Origin of the sequence: Paractinoplanes globisporus DSM 43857, from assembly GCF_000379645.1 — a bacterium.
GTDB classification, from domain to species: Bacteria; Actinomycetota; Actinomycetes; order Mycobacteriales; family Micromonosporaceae; genus Actinoplanes; species Actinoplanes globisporus.
Window position 1 is genome coordinate 480,547 of the sequence record NZ_KB903294.1, and the last position, 12,677, is coordinate 493,223.

The 12,677-nt window shown below is 69.1% G+C and carries 15 protein-coding genes and 1 pseudogene; 6 read left to right on the forward strand and 10 right to left on the reverse strand.

The window, feature by feature from the left end:
• Positions 1-19 precede the first annotated feature (19 nt).
• Positions 20-1,018 (reverse strand): polysaccharide deacetylase family protein, encoded by a 999-nt coding sequence (locus tag A3CQ_RS0102090; protein WP_245576970.1) that lies wholly within the window; start codon positions 1,016-1,018, stop codon positions 20-22.
• Positions 1,015-1,665, reverse strand: coding sequence for a double zinc ribbon domain-containing protein (locus tag A3CQ_RS0102095; protein ID WP_211216436.1), 651 nt, complete (start codon positions 1,663-1,665; stop codon positions 1,015-1,017). The genes A3CQ_RS0102090 and A3CQ_RS0102095 overlap by 4 nt, the downstream gene beginning before the upstream one ends.
• 396 nt (positions 1,666-2,061) lie before the next feature.
• Between A3CQ_RS0102095 and A3CQ_RS62480 the strand changes: the two genes are divergently transcribed.
• The gene (locus tag A3CQ_RS62480) at positions 2,062-2,226 is read left to right on the forward strand and encodes a DUF6082 family protein (RefSeq protein WP_281171418.1); all 165 of its coding nucleotides are present in this window, start codon (positions 2,062-2,064) and stop codon (positions 2,224-2,226) included.
• A gap of 12 nt (positions 2,227-2,238) precedes the next feature.
• On the opposite strand, the gene A3CQ_RS0102105 is transcribed toward A3CQ_RS62480, so the two are convergent.
• From A3CQ_RS0102105 to A3CQ_RS0102115, 3 genes are all read right to left on the reverse strand, one after another.
• Positions 2,239-2,391, reverse strand: a complete 153-nt coding sequence (locus A3CQ_RS0102105; protein WP_020509259.1) for a hypothetical protein — start codon at positions 2,389-2,391, stop codon at positions 2,239-2,241.
• A 125-nt stretch (positions 2,392-2,516) separates the two neighbouring features.
• The gene (locus A3CQ_RS0102110) at positions 2,517-3,080 is read right to left on the reverse strand and encodes a dihydrofolate reductase family protein (protein ID WP_020509260.1); all 564 of its coding nucleotides are present in this window, start codon (positions 3,078-3,080) and stop codon (positions 2,517-2,519) included.
• A gap of 98 nt (positions 3,081-3,178) precedes the next feature.
• Complete coding sequence (locus tag A3CQ_RS0102115; RefSeq protein WP_020509261.1) at positions 3,179-3,973, reverse strand: isocitrate lyase/PEP mutase family protein; 795 nt, start codon at positions 3,971-3,973, stop codon at positions 3,179-3,181.
• An 89-nt stretch (positions 3,974-4,062) separates the two neighbouring features.
• Here A3CQ_RS0102115 and A3CQ_RS0102120 point away from each other — a divergent pair, with 89 nt between their 5' ends.
• From A3CQ_RS0102120 to A3CQ_RS0102130, 3 genes are all read left to right on the forward strand, one after another.
• Positions 4,063-5,259 carry an acyltransferase family protein gene (locus A3CQ_RS0102120; protein WP_157295183.1) on the forward strand — a complete coding sequence of 399 codons (1,197 nt, stop codon included), beginning with the start codon at positions 4,063-4,065 and terminating at the stop codon, positions 5,257-5,259.
• Positions 5,260-5,366: 107 nt separating this feature from the next.
• Entirely contained in the window at positions 5,367-5,822 is a 456-nt protein-coding gene (locus tag A3CQ_RS0102125; RefSeq protein ID WP_020509263.1) for a nitroreductase/quinone reductase family protein, read from the forward strand.
• 34 nt (positions 5,823-5,856) lie between these two features.
• Positions 5,857-6,264 carry an HIT family protein gene (locus A3CQ_RS0102130; RefSeq protein WP_020509264.1) on the forward strand — a complete coding sequence of 136 codons (408 nt, stop codon included), beginning with the start codon at positions 5,857-5,859 and terminating at the stop codon, positions 6,262-6,264.
• Positions 6,265-6,282: 18 nt separating this feature from the next.
• Here A3CQ_RS0102130 and ligA read toward each other — a convergent pair whose 3' ends face one another.
• From ligA to A3CQ_RS0102145, 4 genes are all read right to left on the reverse strand, one after another.
• Positions 6,283-8,256 carry an NAD-dependent DNA ligase LigA gene (gene ligA / locus A3CQ_RS0102135; RefSeq protein ID WP_020509265.1) on the reverse strand — a complete coding sequence of 658 codons (1,974 nt, stop codon included), beginning with the start codon at positions 8,254-8,256 and terminating at the stop codon, positions 6,283-6,285.
• Between the two features lie 104 nt (positions 8,257-8,360).
• Complete coding sequence (locus A3CQ_RS60410) at positions 8,361-8,933, reverse strand: hypothetical protein (RefSeq protein ID WP_157295186.1); 573 nt, start codon at positions 8,931-8,933, stop codon at positions 8,361-8,363.
• 148 nt (positions 8,934-9,081) lie between these two features.
• Entirely contained in the window at positions 9,082-9,492 is a 411-nt protein-coding gene (locus tag A3CQ_RS51120; RefSeq protein WP_020509266.1) for a hypothetical protein, read from the reverse strand.
• A 435-nt stretch (positions 9,493-9,927) separates the two neighbouring features.
• A complete protein-coding gene (locus A3CQ_RS0102145) occupies positions 9,928-10,332 on the reverse strand; it encodes a PPOX class F420-dependent oxidoreductase (RefSeq protein WP_020509267.1) in 405 nt (134 codons plus the stop codon).
• Between the two features lie 174 nt (positions 10,333-10,506).
• On the opposite strand from A3CQ_RS0102145, the gene A3CQ_RS0102150 reads away from it, so the two are divergent.
• Positions 10,507-11,598, forward strand: coding sequence for an outer membrane protein assembly factor BamB family protein (locus A3CQ_RS0102150; protein ID WP_157295188.1), 1,092 nt, complete (start codon positions 10,507-10,509; stop codon positions 11,596-11,598).
• An 82-nt stretch (positions 11,599-11,680) separates the two neighbouring features.
• Complete coding sequence (locus A3CQ_RS62485; RefSeq protein WP_020509269.1) at positions 11,681-12,013, forward strand: hypothetical protein; 333 nt, start codon at positions 11,681-11,683, stop codon at positions 12,011-12,013.
• A gap of 203 nt (positions 12,014-12,216) precedes the next feature.
• Here the strand turns inward: A3CQ_RS62485 and A3CQ_RS63980 are convergent.
• Positions 12,217-12,660, reverse strand: a pseudogene (locus A3CQ_RS63980) (phosphotransferase); the annotation flags it as partial.
• Between the last annotated feature and the right edge of the window lie 17 nt (positions 12,661-12,677).

Sequence of the window (12,677 nt, forward strand, 5' to 3'; positions counted from 1 at the left end):
CGACACCCCAGGACATCCGTCATCGGCCCAGCAGCGCGCTCAGGGTGACCAGCTGGTAGCCGCCCGCCCGGAGCCGAGTGATGATCTGCGGGAGGGCCTTGGCCGTCGCCGGGGCGTTGGCCTCGGTGATGTGCAGGACGACGATCGATCCCGGCCGGGCCTGGGCGACCGTGTCGTCGGCGATCCGCTTCGGGTTGTGGCCGAAGGCGTCGCCCGAGACGTCGTCGTACTCGACCGCGGTGCAGCCGGTCGGGGCGATCGCGTCCAGCGCCGCCTGGTCGTAACAGCCGCCGGGGAAGCGGAAGTACCGGGTCGGGCGGTCGGTGTAGCGGGCCAGCACCTGGAACGAGCGCTCGACGTCGGCGGCCATGTCGGCCCGGGCGATCGTGCCGAGGCCGTAGCAGGGCGCGTGGAAGCCCTCGTGCGCCCAGGAGTGGCTGGCCAGTTCGAAGTCCGGGTCGGCGGCGAGCCGCCGGGTGAGTTGGGGGTACGCCTCGACCCACTTGCCGGCCAGGAAGAAGGTCGCCGGCGTGTGGGTGCGCTGCAGCTCGTCGACGACGGAGTAGTTGGCGTACGACCGGACCTGCCGACCGGCCAGCCGCCGCAGCATGGCGTCGGTCATGTTCGAGTCGAAGGTCAGCGCCACCCGCTTGTCGTCGCGAGGCCCATGGAAGATCAGCGGCGGGCGGGTGCCGCGCGGGAGTGCGCCGGGTCCGTGCGGCGCCGGCAATTCCAGCAGCCGTACGGCGGGAAGGGGCGCGGCTTCGCCGAGCTCGGCGCCCGCGGCCCGACCGGCTCGCGGGTCGGCCAGGGCGATCAGCGGGGCGGGGCGCGTGGTCGCCGCTGGTGCCGCGCTCGCGGGCGGCGCTCCTGTGGGTGCGGTTCCCGCGGGTGCCGTTTCCGCGGGTGCCGTTTCCGCGGGTGCCGTTTCCGCGGGCGCCGCGGAGGGTGCCGCACCGGACCGGCAGCCCGCCAGCGTCAAGACCAGGATCGCGGCAACCGGGACCAGTCGCCTCAAGAAGTCGCCGAACCACAGCCGGTGCAGAACATCGCCCCCGCGCCCAGCTTCGTGCCGCACTGCCCGCAGAAGCTCTTCGCCTCCGGCGCGGCCGCCAGCGGAGTACCGCAGTGCTGGCAGTACTTGCCGCCGCCGGTGTCGTTCGCGCACGACGGGCACCGCCCCACGGCCGTCGTGCCGTAGTTCGTCCCCTCGGTCCAGTCGACCTGGCGGATCTTGTCGTTGAGCTGCTCCACCTGTGCCCGCGCCTGAATGCCCGCGATCTCCTGGTCGAGCTTGGGCGCGCAGTTCACGCAGACCCCCCGCTGGTCGTTCCAGCAGACCTGTCCGCACACCCACTCACCGCAGCGGTGGCACTGGTGGAAGTGCGGCCGGATCTCCTCGACCGCGCCGTTCAGCGCCTTGTCCCAGGCCGGGCCGCGCGTGCCGTCCCGCATCCAGTTGGCGTCCCACCCCAGCTCGGACGCGCGGCGCCCCCACTCCCCACCGATCAGGTCGCCGCCCATCCGCAGCAGCTTCCCCCCGAAGTTCACGGCCGACCGCCGGAACGTCGACGTGTACCCGTTCCCGCACCGCTCGCAGAAGAACTCGAACTGATATCCCTCGTGCGTCGACCGATCCTGGTAGTTGTCGGTGAAGCCGATCATGCCCATACCCTGCCCCCTACATTTCGCCGCCCCAGACCGTACCCAAGCGGTCTGATTTTTTCGACGCCCCCACGAGCGACCCGCCGAGGCCAAGGTCACCACAGCTTGAGTTGGCCCGGGTTGTCCCCCAGCCGGCGAAGAGGTGTCGGCCAGATGTCGAGCAGGGGCCGCATGCCGCACTCCCGCGGAAAGGTCATCGACGGCGCGCCTCGGCGTGAGCCGTCAGGGTGCCGCGGAGAAGGGGCCAGACGATGAGGGTCGACGAGTGCGCATCCGGCCGGTCGTTCACGCCTCATAGGATCCGGCTCTGGGTGGCAAGCGCCCTTATCGGGAAGAGCGGCGACGACACCACGTGGACGCGATGGGGCGACGTGGGGCAAGCGTTCGGGGTCGTCAGTGCGTCGGCTTCACGTCACCCTGACCCGCATGGCAATCGACAATCCCCATCTGGCCGAGGTCTGGCCTCCGACCACGCCGGAAGACTCGGTGACCCAGTCGCAGCACATGTACGCCAACTTGCTGCTTCAGCATGCCTGGTTGCAGTACACGACCGGGGAGTGAGTCTAGGCGCGGCTACCTCCGCAGATCGTCCGCGGCCGCGAGCAGGGTGTCCCGGGTGATCACGACGATCCGTTCATAGGGCGCGACGCCGGCGTCCTCCGGAAGTTGTCCCGTGAGCTCGGCCGTCCGATCGGTCCCGACGATCGCGAAGTTTCCGTCCTGCAACTCGAAGACGTCGGGGCAAGTGCAGTTGGTCGCACTTCCACGGACCGAGGGAGGCAATCCAACCCGTCTGCTGATCGACGCTGCGGGCAGGGCACCAGCCGTCCCGCCCTGCGTTGCGCTCGCGGTCAGTGTCCGAGAGGGCGATAGCGGAGGTGAACGACGCCGCTGGGGAAGCGGCGTTCGTCTAGGAGCTCGAAGTTGGTGCGTAGGCCGGTGGGTAGACCTGCTTTGCCGCCTCCGACGGCGAGGGGCCAGATGATCAACTGGCACTCGTCCACAAGCCCGGCCCGCATGGCCTGCGCCGCGAGGTTGGCGCCTCCGATGGTGATATCGCTGCCGGCCGTGGCCTTCAGTTGGCGTACGGCAGTGGGATCGAAATGGCGTTCCAGTCGGGTCTTGGCCGTTGACGTCGCGGTCAGAGTCGTGGAATAGACGACTTTGTCCGCCGCCTGCCAGGCGCTCGCGAAGTCGGCGGTGAGGCTGGACTGCGCGGCCAGAGCGGCGTCGGTCTCCCAGACGGCCATCATTTCGTACAGGCGCCGCCCGTAGAGGAACGTGCCGGCGGACCGTATGAGGTCGGTGGTGAACGCGAACACCTCGTCGTCGCGAGGGAACCAGTCGAAGGCGCCCTTTTCGTCCTCGATGTAGCCGTCAGTCGACACATTCGTCACGTAGACCAGCTTGGCCATGCCTCTTCCTCCAGCGCATACCGCGGCGGCGCTGCCGGCCGCCTCTCATCTGTTCTACGAACGGCTCGGCCCAGATCCGACACCCGACGGAGGGAAGGTCAGCGGAAGGCCGCGTCGCGGAGTTGGCGGGGCAGGGCCCGGTCGAGGTAGGTCGTGGTTCCGCTGTCGCGCAATTCCGTGGCAGCGTGCACCAGCGCGCCGTAGGCCGTCCAGGCCAGGCTGCCGCCGGTCGACACGCGGCGTACGCCGATTTCCGCCAACTGGGGCACGGTCGGGGCGTTCGGAAGGGCCAGCACGTTGATCGGGGCGCCGACCTCGCCGACCACCCGGGCGATGTCGTCGAGGTCGGCCAGCCCGGGCGCGTACAGGCACGTCGCACCGGCGTCGCGATAGGCGCTCAGGCGGGCGATCGTGTCGGGCAGGTCGTCGACGCCGTGAAGGTAGTTCTCCGCGCGGCCGGTCAGGACCATGCCGTGTCGGGCGCACACGCTCGCGGCGGCGGCGATCCGCTCGGTGGCGACGTCCACGGGGTCAATGCCGCCGGTGGCCGGGTTGTAGTCCTCGATCGACACGCCGCTGGCGCCGGCCTCGGCCAGCATCTGGACCGTCTCCGCTACGCCCTCGGGATGCTCGGCATAGCCTCTTTCGGCGTCGACCGACACCGGCAGGCGTACGGCCGCGGTGATGTTTTTGACATGAGCGACCAATTCGTCGCGGGTGACGTGCTGGTCCGCGCGGCCGAGCGTGGCGGCGAAGCCGGAGCTCGTCGTGGCCAGGGCCGGGAAGCCGAGCTGTTCCAGCAGCCGAGCCGACGGCACGTCCCACGGGTTGGGCAGCACGAATGTGCCGGCCGAGTGCAGTTGCCGGAAGGCGCCACGAATGTCCTCGATCACGGCACCCGATCCTACGGAATTGAACTGCGGACCGCTGTGGACCGTTCTCCCTGCAGGGTGGGTGTCGTCGGACGTACGGGGGACGGTTCGTGACGGAACGACCAGAGCGTGGCCGAATTGCGGGGCTTGACGGCTTGCGTGGCCTGGCGGCGCTCTACGTGCTCCTGTTCCACGCCTGGCTGTTGTCCTTCCAGTTCTTTCCGCGCAACACCGGACCGGCCTACCTGACCTGGGCGATGTACGGCCGGCTCAGCGTCGTCTTCTTCCTGGCGCTGTCCGGTTTCTCGCTGGCGCTGTCACCCGCGGTGAATCAGTGGCGACTCGGCGGAACGGCCCGGTTCCTGCGCCGGCGGGCGTGGCGGATCCTTCCGGCCTACTGGGCGGCACTTGCGTTCAGCCTGGTCGTCGCCGTGTTCGTCGTGAAGGCCACCCACACGGGCCCGCCGAATCACCGGTCGGCAATGGTCTTCGGCCTGCTGCTGCAGGATTTCATCAAGGCCCGTACGCCGAACGGGGCGCTCTGGTCGGTCGCCGTCGAGGTCGAGCTCTACCTGCTCTTTCCGGTGTTCCTGCTGATCCGCCGGCGGCTCGGGGCGTTGGCACTCCTCGCCGTGGTCACTGTGCCGGTTCTCCTGCTGGCCGTGGCGGCACCGCGCTTGACCCCGCACGAGGGCGACACCGGGCTGACCTCGCACCTGGCTCCGGTCTTCGTCGCCGGCATCATCGCCGCCGGGGTGGTCACCGCATCGGCCCGCGTACGCGCCGTGCCGTGGTTGTGGCTGGCGTTGGCGGCCTGCGCCCCGGTGTTGCTGTTGATCTACGTCAAGGGCTCGTACTGGACCGGCCACCACTACTTCTGGGTCGACCTCGCGATCACGCCCGGCCTGACGATGCTGATCGTGGCCGTCGCCACCGGCCGCGCCGCCGCGCTGACCCGTTGTCTGTCGAGTTGGCCGCTCGAGCGCCTGGGCAGGATCTCGTTCAGCCTGTACCTGATCCACCTGCCGATCCTCACCGTGCTCGCGAAGAAGGTCGCGCCACATTACGCCGAGCGCGGTCCCCACACGTACGTCTTCGTGGTGGTGGTTGGTTTGCCTTTGTCGCTGATGGCCGCCTGGCTCTTCGCGGCCGTGTTCGAGTTCCCGTTCCAGCGTCACCGCTCCTGGCGCGCTCTGCTGGCGGCCTTCTCGGGCGGGCTGGCCGTCCTCCGGCGCTCCCCGGCGGCTCCCTCGCCGACGCCCGATCCGGACCCGAGGCCGGAGCGAGCACCGGCCCGCGTGGGCTGAGCGGTCGCCCGCCACCTCTACGACCGTTGTCCATGCGCGGCCCCTTAGGCTTCGCGCCGGGGATGCACGATTCGCGGAGGAAGAGGTGGCTGACCTTGTGGAAAAGGATGTGGCGAGCCGTCGGGGCCTGGCCCGGGTTCACGCCGGTGGCCCGCAGCCTGGTCAGCGTCGACCGCCGGCTCGGCCGGCTGACCCGCGGGCGGGTGGTGGCGCTGGGCATGGCCCCTTCGCTCATGCTGACCACCACCGGGCGCCGCTCCGGGCAACCCCGGAGCAATCCCCTGCAATACGTACGGGAGGGCGACGATCTCATCGTCATCGCCTCGAACTGGGGCGGGACGAACGATCCCGGCTGGGCCTGGAACCTGAGCGCCGACCCGCGCGCCCGGGTGCTGCTGGGCGGGCGTGAGGTGCCGGTGACGGCGCACGAGTGCGAGGGCGCCGACCGCGACCGCCTCTGGCTGTTGATAGTCGACCAGTGGCCGGGCTACCAGGCGTACAAGACCCGCGCGTCGCACCGGAAGCTGCGCATCTTCCGCCTCACCCCGGACCGCCCCGCTTGAGGATTTTGTCCGATACCGACCGCTAGGAGCGTCAATGCCGACCCTGTTCACCCGCATCATCAACGGTGATCTGCCCGGCCGGTTCGTCTGGACGGACGACCGCGCGGTCGCGTTCCTCACGATCGCCCCGCTCACGGCCGGGCACACCCTGGTCGTACCGCGCGCCGAGGTCGACGACTGGACCGACCTCGAACCGCAACTGCTGGCGCATGTCATGACCGTCAGCCGAACGATCGGCGCGGCGCTGAAACGGGCCTTCGATGCGCCGCGGGCCGGCCTGGTCGTCGCGGGTTTCGAGGTACCGCACGCGCACGTTCATGTCTTTCCGGCCTGGCAGATGACCGACTTCGACTTCGGCCGCATCGATCCGGACGTGTCCGCCCAGGAACTCGACGCCAACCAGAAGCGGATCCTGGCCGCCCTCGCCGACCGCCCGGGCTGAGCAGCCGGCCGCCGGCGGTCAGTCCGCGAGCATTTCCGCGAATTCGGCCGGGTCGATGATGGGGATGCCGAGCTTGGCGGCCTTCGTGGCCTTCGCCGTGGTTGTCTCGGACGTGACCAGCGCTGTGGTCGTCGCCGAGACGTTGCCGGTGGCTCGGCCGCCCAGCTGCTCGATGCGCTCGCTCACGGTCGTGCGCGTGTAGCCGGGGACGCTGCCGCTGACCACGTACGTCCTGCCCTCGAGCGGTCTGTCGCCCGTGGTCTCGGGGACGCTCATGGTGACGCCGGCGGCAGCCAGCCGGTCGATGACGCCGGCCATGCCCGCCAGGCCGTCGACGACGTGTTGTGCCTTGATCAGGCCCATCTTGTCGATCTCGGCGATCTCCTCGACGGTGGCGGCCCGTAGCGCGTCCATCGTCTTGAAGCGAGCGGCCAGCCAGCGGCCGACGCTGCGGCCGGTCATGCGGATGCCCAGGCCGGTGATGACGCGGTTGAACGGCTGGGACTTGCTGCGTTCCAGCGACGCGACGACCTTGGCGGCGTTGAGCTTGCCGAGCAGGACCACACCGCCGGCCTTGGTGTTGCCGACGGGCAGGCCGGCCAGCTGTTCCTCGGTCAGGTCGTACAGGTCGGCCACGTCGGTCGCCAGGCCGGCGTTGACCAGGGCGACGCAGAGGGCCTCGCCGGCGCCTTCGACATCCATGGCCTCGCGGCTGCACCAGTACTCGAGCGCGTTGGTGGCGCTGCACGAGGCGGTGTGGCAGCGCCAGAGCAGGCTGGACTTGTCCCACGGCTCGCCGCACTGCGGGCAGGTCTCGGGCGGCACCCACGGGGTGAGCCCGTGCGGCTGCTCGCCGATGGGCGCGGTGACGCGCGGGATGACGTCGCCGGCCCGCCACACCGCCACGGTCTGGCCGACGGCGAGGCCCTGTTCCTCGACGAACTTCGGGTTGTGCAGCGTCGCGTAGGTGATCGTGGTGCCGTCGACGAAGACCGGATCGAGCACCGCGCGCAGCGAGATGCGCCCGGTGCGCCCGACCCGCACCTCGATGTCGCGCAGCACGGTCGAGCCCGTGTCGGCGGGATATTTGAAGGCGGCCGCCCAGTACGGCGTGCGGCTGCCGGAGCCGAGCCGCCGGCGCGTCGATTCCAGGTCGGCGGTGAGCACCGCGCCGTCGATCGGAAACTCCAGGCCGCCACGCAGCTCGCCGATGCGCGCGACGGCGGCGAGCGCTTCCTCCGCGTCCACCGCGACCTGGATCTCGCCCGTGGCAAGCCGCCCGGCCACGGGGAATCCAAGCTCGGCCGCGCGACCCATGCGCTCCTGGTGAGAATCAAAATCGCCCGAGATGTCGTACGCCGAGAAGGTCATCGGCGCCTCATAGTTGCGGTCGACGCTGCGGATCGACCCCGCGACGGCGCCGCGCGAGTTGATGAACGCCTTGCCGCCGGCCGCGACCCGGTTGGCGCCGGCCGCCTCGAAATCACCGACGGTCATGTAGACCTCGCCGCGGACCTCGCCCGTCCACGGGGTGCCGAGCCGGGCAGGCAGGCCGGCGATGCCCCGCAGCACCTGTGCGGTGACGTTCTCCCCGGTGCTGCCGTCACCGCGCAGGGCGGCCAGGGCGAGGCGCCCCGACTCGTACGCCACGCGGATCGCGAGCCCGTCGAGCTTCACCTCGACCAGGCAGGGGTCCCCACCGAGGCTCGCGACGAACGCGCGCACCTCTTCCTCACCGGTGACCTTGCCGAGCGACATCATCGGTTCCGGGTGCCGCACGTCGCCGCCGCCGGACACCCCCGCCGCGACCCTCGTGGTCAGCCCCCGGTCGTCCCACTCCGGGTGAGCCTTCTTAGCCGCGGCGATCCGGTCGAGCAGCACGTCGTAGTCGGCGTCGGTCATCAGCACGTCACCGGTGTCGTAATACGACTTGGCGGCGGCCGAAGCCCGCTCGACGTCGGCAACGAAGTCGCTGAAGGCGCTGTCCGTCATGCCGACAACCTACGACGCCGGTACGACAATGTGGCGAACCGCCTGGCGAACCGCGATCGCGCCATGCGCTCGCCGCGATCTTCTGCGTGATGAGTGTGCTGACACTAAGACAAATGGCGCCCCGCCGTTGTAGCGCAATCTCTTCCCAGCAGGCCGTGCGCTATCTGCACGAGAGGTAGCTTGTCCGGTGGCGGTGTCGTGTCGGCTCCCACTGCACCTAGCTTCTGCATCCGCCTGACCCAGTCGTCCAGGTCACGGACGTGGTTGGTGAACGATTCGGCTGCGTGTGGACCGAGGAGCAGCATGAGGAGGTCTCCGGCCACCGCCCCGTTGCTCATGACAGTAATGTGCGGTGGATCCAAGAGCGCCGATTGTGGGGTGTCGTTCAACGGGGCCGGCGCGTCCTCTTGATCGCGCTTTCGGTCACCCGCGATCTCGTTTCTACCGGTGAGCCAGACGTCGATTCCCATTTGTTCGATCCGGCGTATCGCCTCGAAGTACTGCATAAAGGCAAGTCGAAGCTCTTCGCGTCGCCTTTCTGATCTTTCGCGGTGCCATCTTCGACTCTCTGCCTTTTCGTCCCATCGTCGCTTCAATGCGGCTGCTCCGAAACCGGTCAAAATGGCCGCAACCACGGTTCCGCCGGCTGTGATCAAAGGCACCGCCACCTCTACCATATATGTATGCTACGGCTATCGAGTTAGGTCAGAATCAGACTGGGCTGCGGCCGACATTTACGCCAGAGCTGATACAGGGTTGGGCCTTCGATACACGAGCTGTTGGTCAGTCGCCCTTGCTCGTACCGAAGACCCTTCCTGATGCCGTCTAGTGAGTGTGCACGACCAGGTGGAAAGCGCGATCCGCGAGGCGGCCGTTGGAGTCGTGAGTGTCTACCCAGACGCCCTTGTTCTCCTCGGGACTGGCGAGGCAGCAGCGCAGCGCGACAGTGATCTCACCGGGTGGTTCGGTGGCGATGCCGGGCCGGCCGATCGTCGCGACGAACACACCCTCGCTGACGTCGCTGGTGAAGACCACTTCGTAGACGCCGTCCTCGAGACGAGCCACTCTCGCGACGTTTCGTCCGCGGACCAGGGTGCCGTCAGTCTCGACCACCGCCCAGAATGTGCGGACGCAACAGCCTTCCACGCCGTACTTGGCCGAGTCGTCGCGGTCCGGACGGATCGCCCGTGCCTCTTCGGCGGCGCGTGCATCGGGGGCATTGTTTCCGTTACTCATGTCAATTCTCCCTCGCCCGGGCCGGCCTGCGCCTCCGTCCGCCGGAGAATCAACGTGACAGACCGGCCACACGGCAAGAGACCCGGCGCGCCCGGCCGGAAATACCGTGGCGTCGGGGCATTCTGTCGAGACTGCGGATTCCCGACAATCCCGGAGAGTCGATCTTGCGATTCGTCACGAAAATGTGTAGCCGGGTGCGCGAGCGACACACACCGCGGCGGGGGCGTCCGGTTCTTCGTGCTCGATCTCGTAGCCGCACTCACCGCAGCCGCGACCAGGATGGTGCTCCCGCCAATCGTGCCGGCACTTGTCGCACACACCGTAGAAGGCGCGGGCTGCGCGTCGCTGCTTGTGCTCCGTGTAGCCCGCCGCCAGGGTGCTGATCCACCTCACCGTCAAAGTCAATCGCGGCTCGATCCCGGCCCGATACGGGCGTCAGGACCGGCGGCTGTGCCGGGCGGGGGCCTTGGGATCTACGCCCCAGCTTGTGACCCAGGTCGGGGTGATTCGGATGACTTCGCGGCTCATGAACGGCACTGGCGGGTCGACGTCTTCCAGCGCTACCGCGGTGCCGCGGATCTCCAGGCCGCGTACGGTCCATGGGTCCCGCGAGACCAGGTCGTCGACGACGATGGCTACCTGGCGGTTGGCTTGGACGTTGCGGAACTTGCGGGTGGTGCCCAGGGCGGCGCCGCCGACCAGGATGTCGCCGGTCGCGTCGTCCAGGAACACGCCGACCGGGTTGTTCTGGGGGGCTCCGCTCGCATCGACGGTGGCCAGGCGCGCCAACGGCTGGCCCTTGAGGTAGCTGCGCTCGGCCTCGGTCAGAGTGACTGTCATAACCGCAGCGTACGACGCAAGCGGATCCCCTCCGACGTCAGTGTGCGTACACCCCTCGGTTGATTGATCTTGCCTGGTCCGGTCGTTTGTCTGGCTTTCAGGCCATCACGCTCGCCGTCCGTCGTTACTTAGCGTGGTCGACAGATCCGTTCCCTCGAGAGGAGCCCGACGGCGATGTCACATGCTCGTGTCACGCGCTTGCTGGTCGTCGCCGCGGTGCTGGCGGTGTCGGGCTGCGGTTCGTCCGACCCGAAACCTACGGCCGCGGGCGGCGGAGACGGCGCCTCCGCCGAGCCGGTTGCCTCCAGCGAGCCGATCGCGTCCGCCGCGCCGGCGGGACCCGGGCCCGGTACGACCGACCTCGGTGACAACACCGGCCCGGTCGGGCAACCGCGCGTGTTGTGGCAGGGCCACGCCGGCGCGGAGTATGCCGGCTACAGCGGTCAGGCCGTGTTGTTCAGCGAGAGCACGCCGAACCCGGCCGGCGGCGTCACCGTCAACGACATCGTCGCCGTTGATCTCGCGACCGGCAGTCCATCGTGGACGTTTGCCGCGTCCGGCCTTCCCGCCGGTGAGATCTTCTACAGCCCGTCGGAAGCGGTCGCCGACGGCTACCTGTTCGTACTGACCCGCCCGAACAAGCAGTTCTCCGATCCGGACGCGGTCAGAGCGATCAAGGTCGGCACGTCGACGGTCGCCTGGTCGGTGCCGCTCGACGCCAGGAACCAGCGTCCGCTGCTCAGCGTTCTGGGCTCCGATCTCGTGGTCGGAAGAGGCGACGGCGGGGGTGGAACGCGGTACACCGCCGCCACCGGGAAGCCCGCCGGCCCGTTCCAGGGCGCGGTGCCGCGGTTGCCGGGGCCGGACAACCACGACGGGCTGTACGTCGACACCACGGGCATCCACCACGACGCCACGACCACGGCGGCCGTCAACGACCAGAGCGGGATGTGCGCCTGGAGCGCCACCGCCCTGGTCGAGGACCTGTCCGGGGGGCTGACCCTGTACGACCGGACCAGCCGCACCGAGAGCTGGTCGACCCCAGAGCACAGCTACGCCTGTCAGGTCGCCACCAACAACGGCGTGGTCATCACGCAGCAGGAGGCGGACGGGCCGATCGTGGGTCTCAGCGCCACCGACGGAACGGTGCTCTGGACAGCGCCCGAGCTCGAGTCGAACGGCCAGAGCACCAAGTGCACCGTGCCGTTCGTGGGCAGCGCGGTCGTCATCGAAGAATGCGACGACACGTTCTACGCGCTCGGCTGACCCGGTTGTCCTCGGGATCGAGGAAGAATCGCCGGTTGTGGGGATTCGACGAGGGAGCGGGTGCGGCCTCGCCGTACTGGCGATGATGGTTGTTCCGGTCGGGCTGGCCTGGCTGGTTCTGCACTTGGCCGGCGCCGACGGATGGCTCGCGCTCAGCACGGCGGCCACCGTCGCGGTGCTTTTCGCCGCGCTCGCCCTGGGCGTGGTCGCGCTCCTCACCGACCAGGTCCCGCATCCACTCCCCCGCCGCGTCTACCTGGCCTGGCTCCTGCCCGTCATCCCGCTCGTGGCTCTGGCCTCGACGATCGCCGCCTGGATCACCAGGAACTCCGGCCTCGCCCCGATCCCGTGGATCTCCGGCGCGGCCCTGGCCCTCACCGCCGCCATCGTGCTGAGCGGGCTCGCCACCGATTGAGCCCGGCTACCGAGATCGCCGTTGAAATGGTCTAAGCATTCCTGCGTCCAGTTGGTATGACGTTCACGCAATTTGGCCGCGGTCAGATCGGTGCGGCCGAGGTCGTGGTAGTTCGGGAGCCAGGTCTCGACGGTGCGGTAGGAGTTGTCGAGGGCGAACAAATCCCACAGAGCCAGGTCGGGCACGGCTCCTGCGGCTTGCTCGTACGCCGCCAGGAATGTCTCGGCCGAGTCCGGGCCGTGCAGCAGGGTCAGATCGAGGCGGCACCAGCTCACGTCGAGGCCGCGCGGCGCCTGTGCGGCCCCCGACCAGTCGACGACGCCGGTGATCACCCCGTGCTCCCACAGGACATTGCCGGACCAAAAATCAAAGTGCGTCAGTACGGGTTTCCGACCGGCAAGCCGATGAGTGTGGGCAGCCAGGATCGCCGCGGCAGGCCCCGAGTCGGCGGCGGCAGAGGATGCGGCGGATGCCGGGTCGGCGCCGGCAGAGAAGGAAGCGGATGCCGAGTCGGCTGCGGCAGAGGAGGAAGCGGATGCCGCCGCGAAGCCGTCTCGCAGCCCGGCAAGCCGAGTGAGTGCCGCCGGCGAGTCGCCGAACGGTGCGCGCGGAGGCGCCCGGACCGGCGACTTCGGCCGCCCAGGCAACGGCCGATGAAGGAGGC

What these genes read in the sequence shown, in the direction of transcription:
- A3CQ_RS0102145 (WP_020509267.1), bottom strand. Translation starts at nt 10,332, where the DNA reads ATGACAGTCACTCTGACCGAGGCCGAGCGCAGCTACCTCAAGGGCCAG.
- A3CQ_RS0102110 (WP_020509260.1), bottom strand. Translation starts at nt 3,080, where the DNA reads ATGGCCAAGCTGGTCTACGTGACGAATGTGTCGACTGACGGCTACATC.
- A3CQ_RS62485 (WP_020509269.1), top strand. Translation starts at nt 11,681, where the DNA reads ATGATGGTTGTTCCGGTCGGGCTGGCCTGGCTGGTTCTGCACTTGGCC.
- A3CQ_RS0102130 (WP_020509264.1), top strand. Translation starts at nt 5,857, where the DNA reads ATGCCGACCCTGTTCACCCGCATCATCAACGGTGATCTGCCCGGCCGG.
- ligA (WP_020509265.1), bottom strand. Translation starts at nt 8,256, where the DNA reads ATGACGGACAGCGCCTTCAGCGACTTCGTTGCCGACGTCGAGCGGGCT.
- A3CQ_RS60410 (WP_157295186.1), bottom strand. Translation starts at nt 8,933, where the DNA reads ATGGTAGAGGTGGCGGTGCCTTTGATCACAGCCGGCGGAACCGTGGTT.
- A3CQ_RS0102150 (WP_157295188.1), top strand. Translation starts at nt 10,507, where the DNA reads ATGTCACATGCTCGTGTCACGCGCTTGCTGGTCGTCGCCGCGGTGCTG.
- A3CQ_RS0102125 (WP_020509263.1), top strand. Translation starts at nt 5,367, where the DNA reads ATGTGGCGAGCCGTCGGGGCCTGGCCCGGGTTCACGCCGGTGGCCCGC.
- A3CQ_RS0102095 (WP_211216436.1), bottom strand. Translation starts at nt 1,665, where the DNA reads ATGATCGGCTTCACCGACAACTACCAGGATCGGTCGACGCACGAGGGA.
- A3CQ_RS51120 (WP_020509266.1), bottom strand. Translation starts at nt 9,492, where the DNA reads ATGAGTAACGGAAACAATGCCCCCGATGCACGCGCCGCCGAAGAGGCA.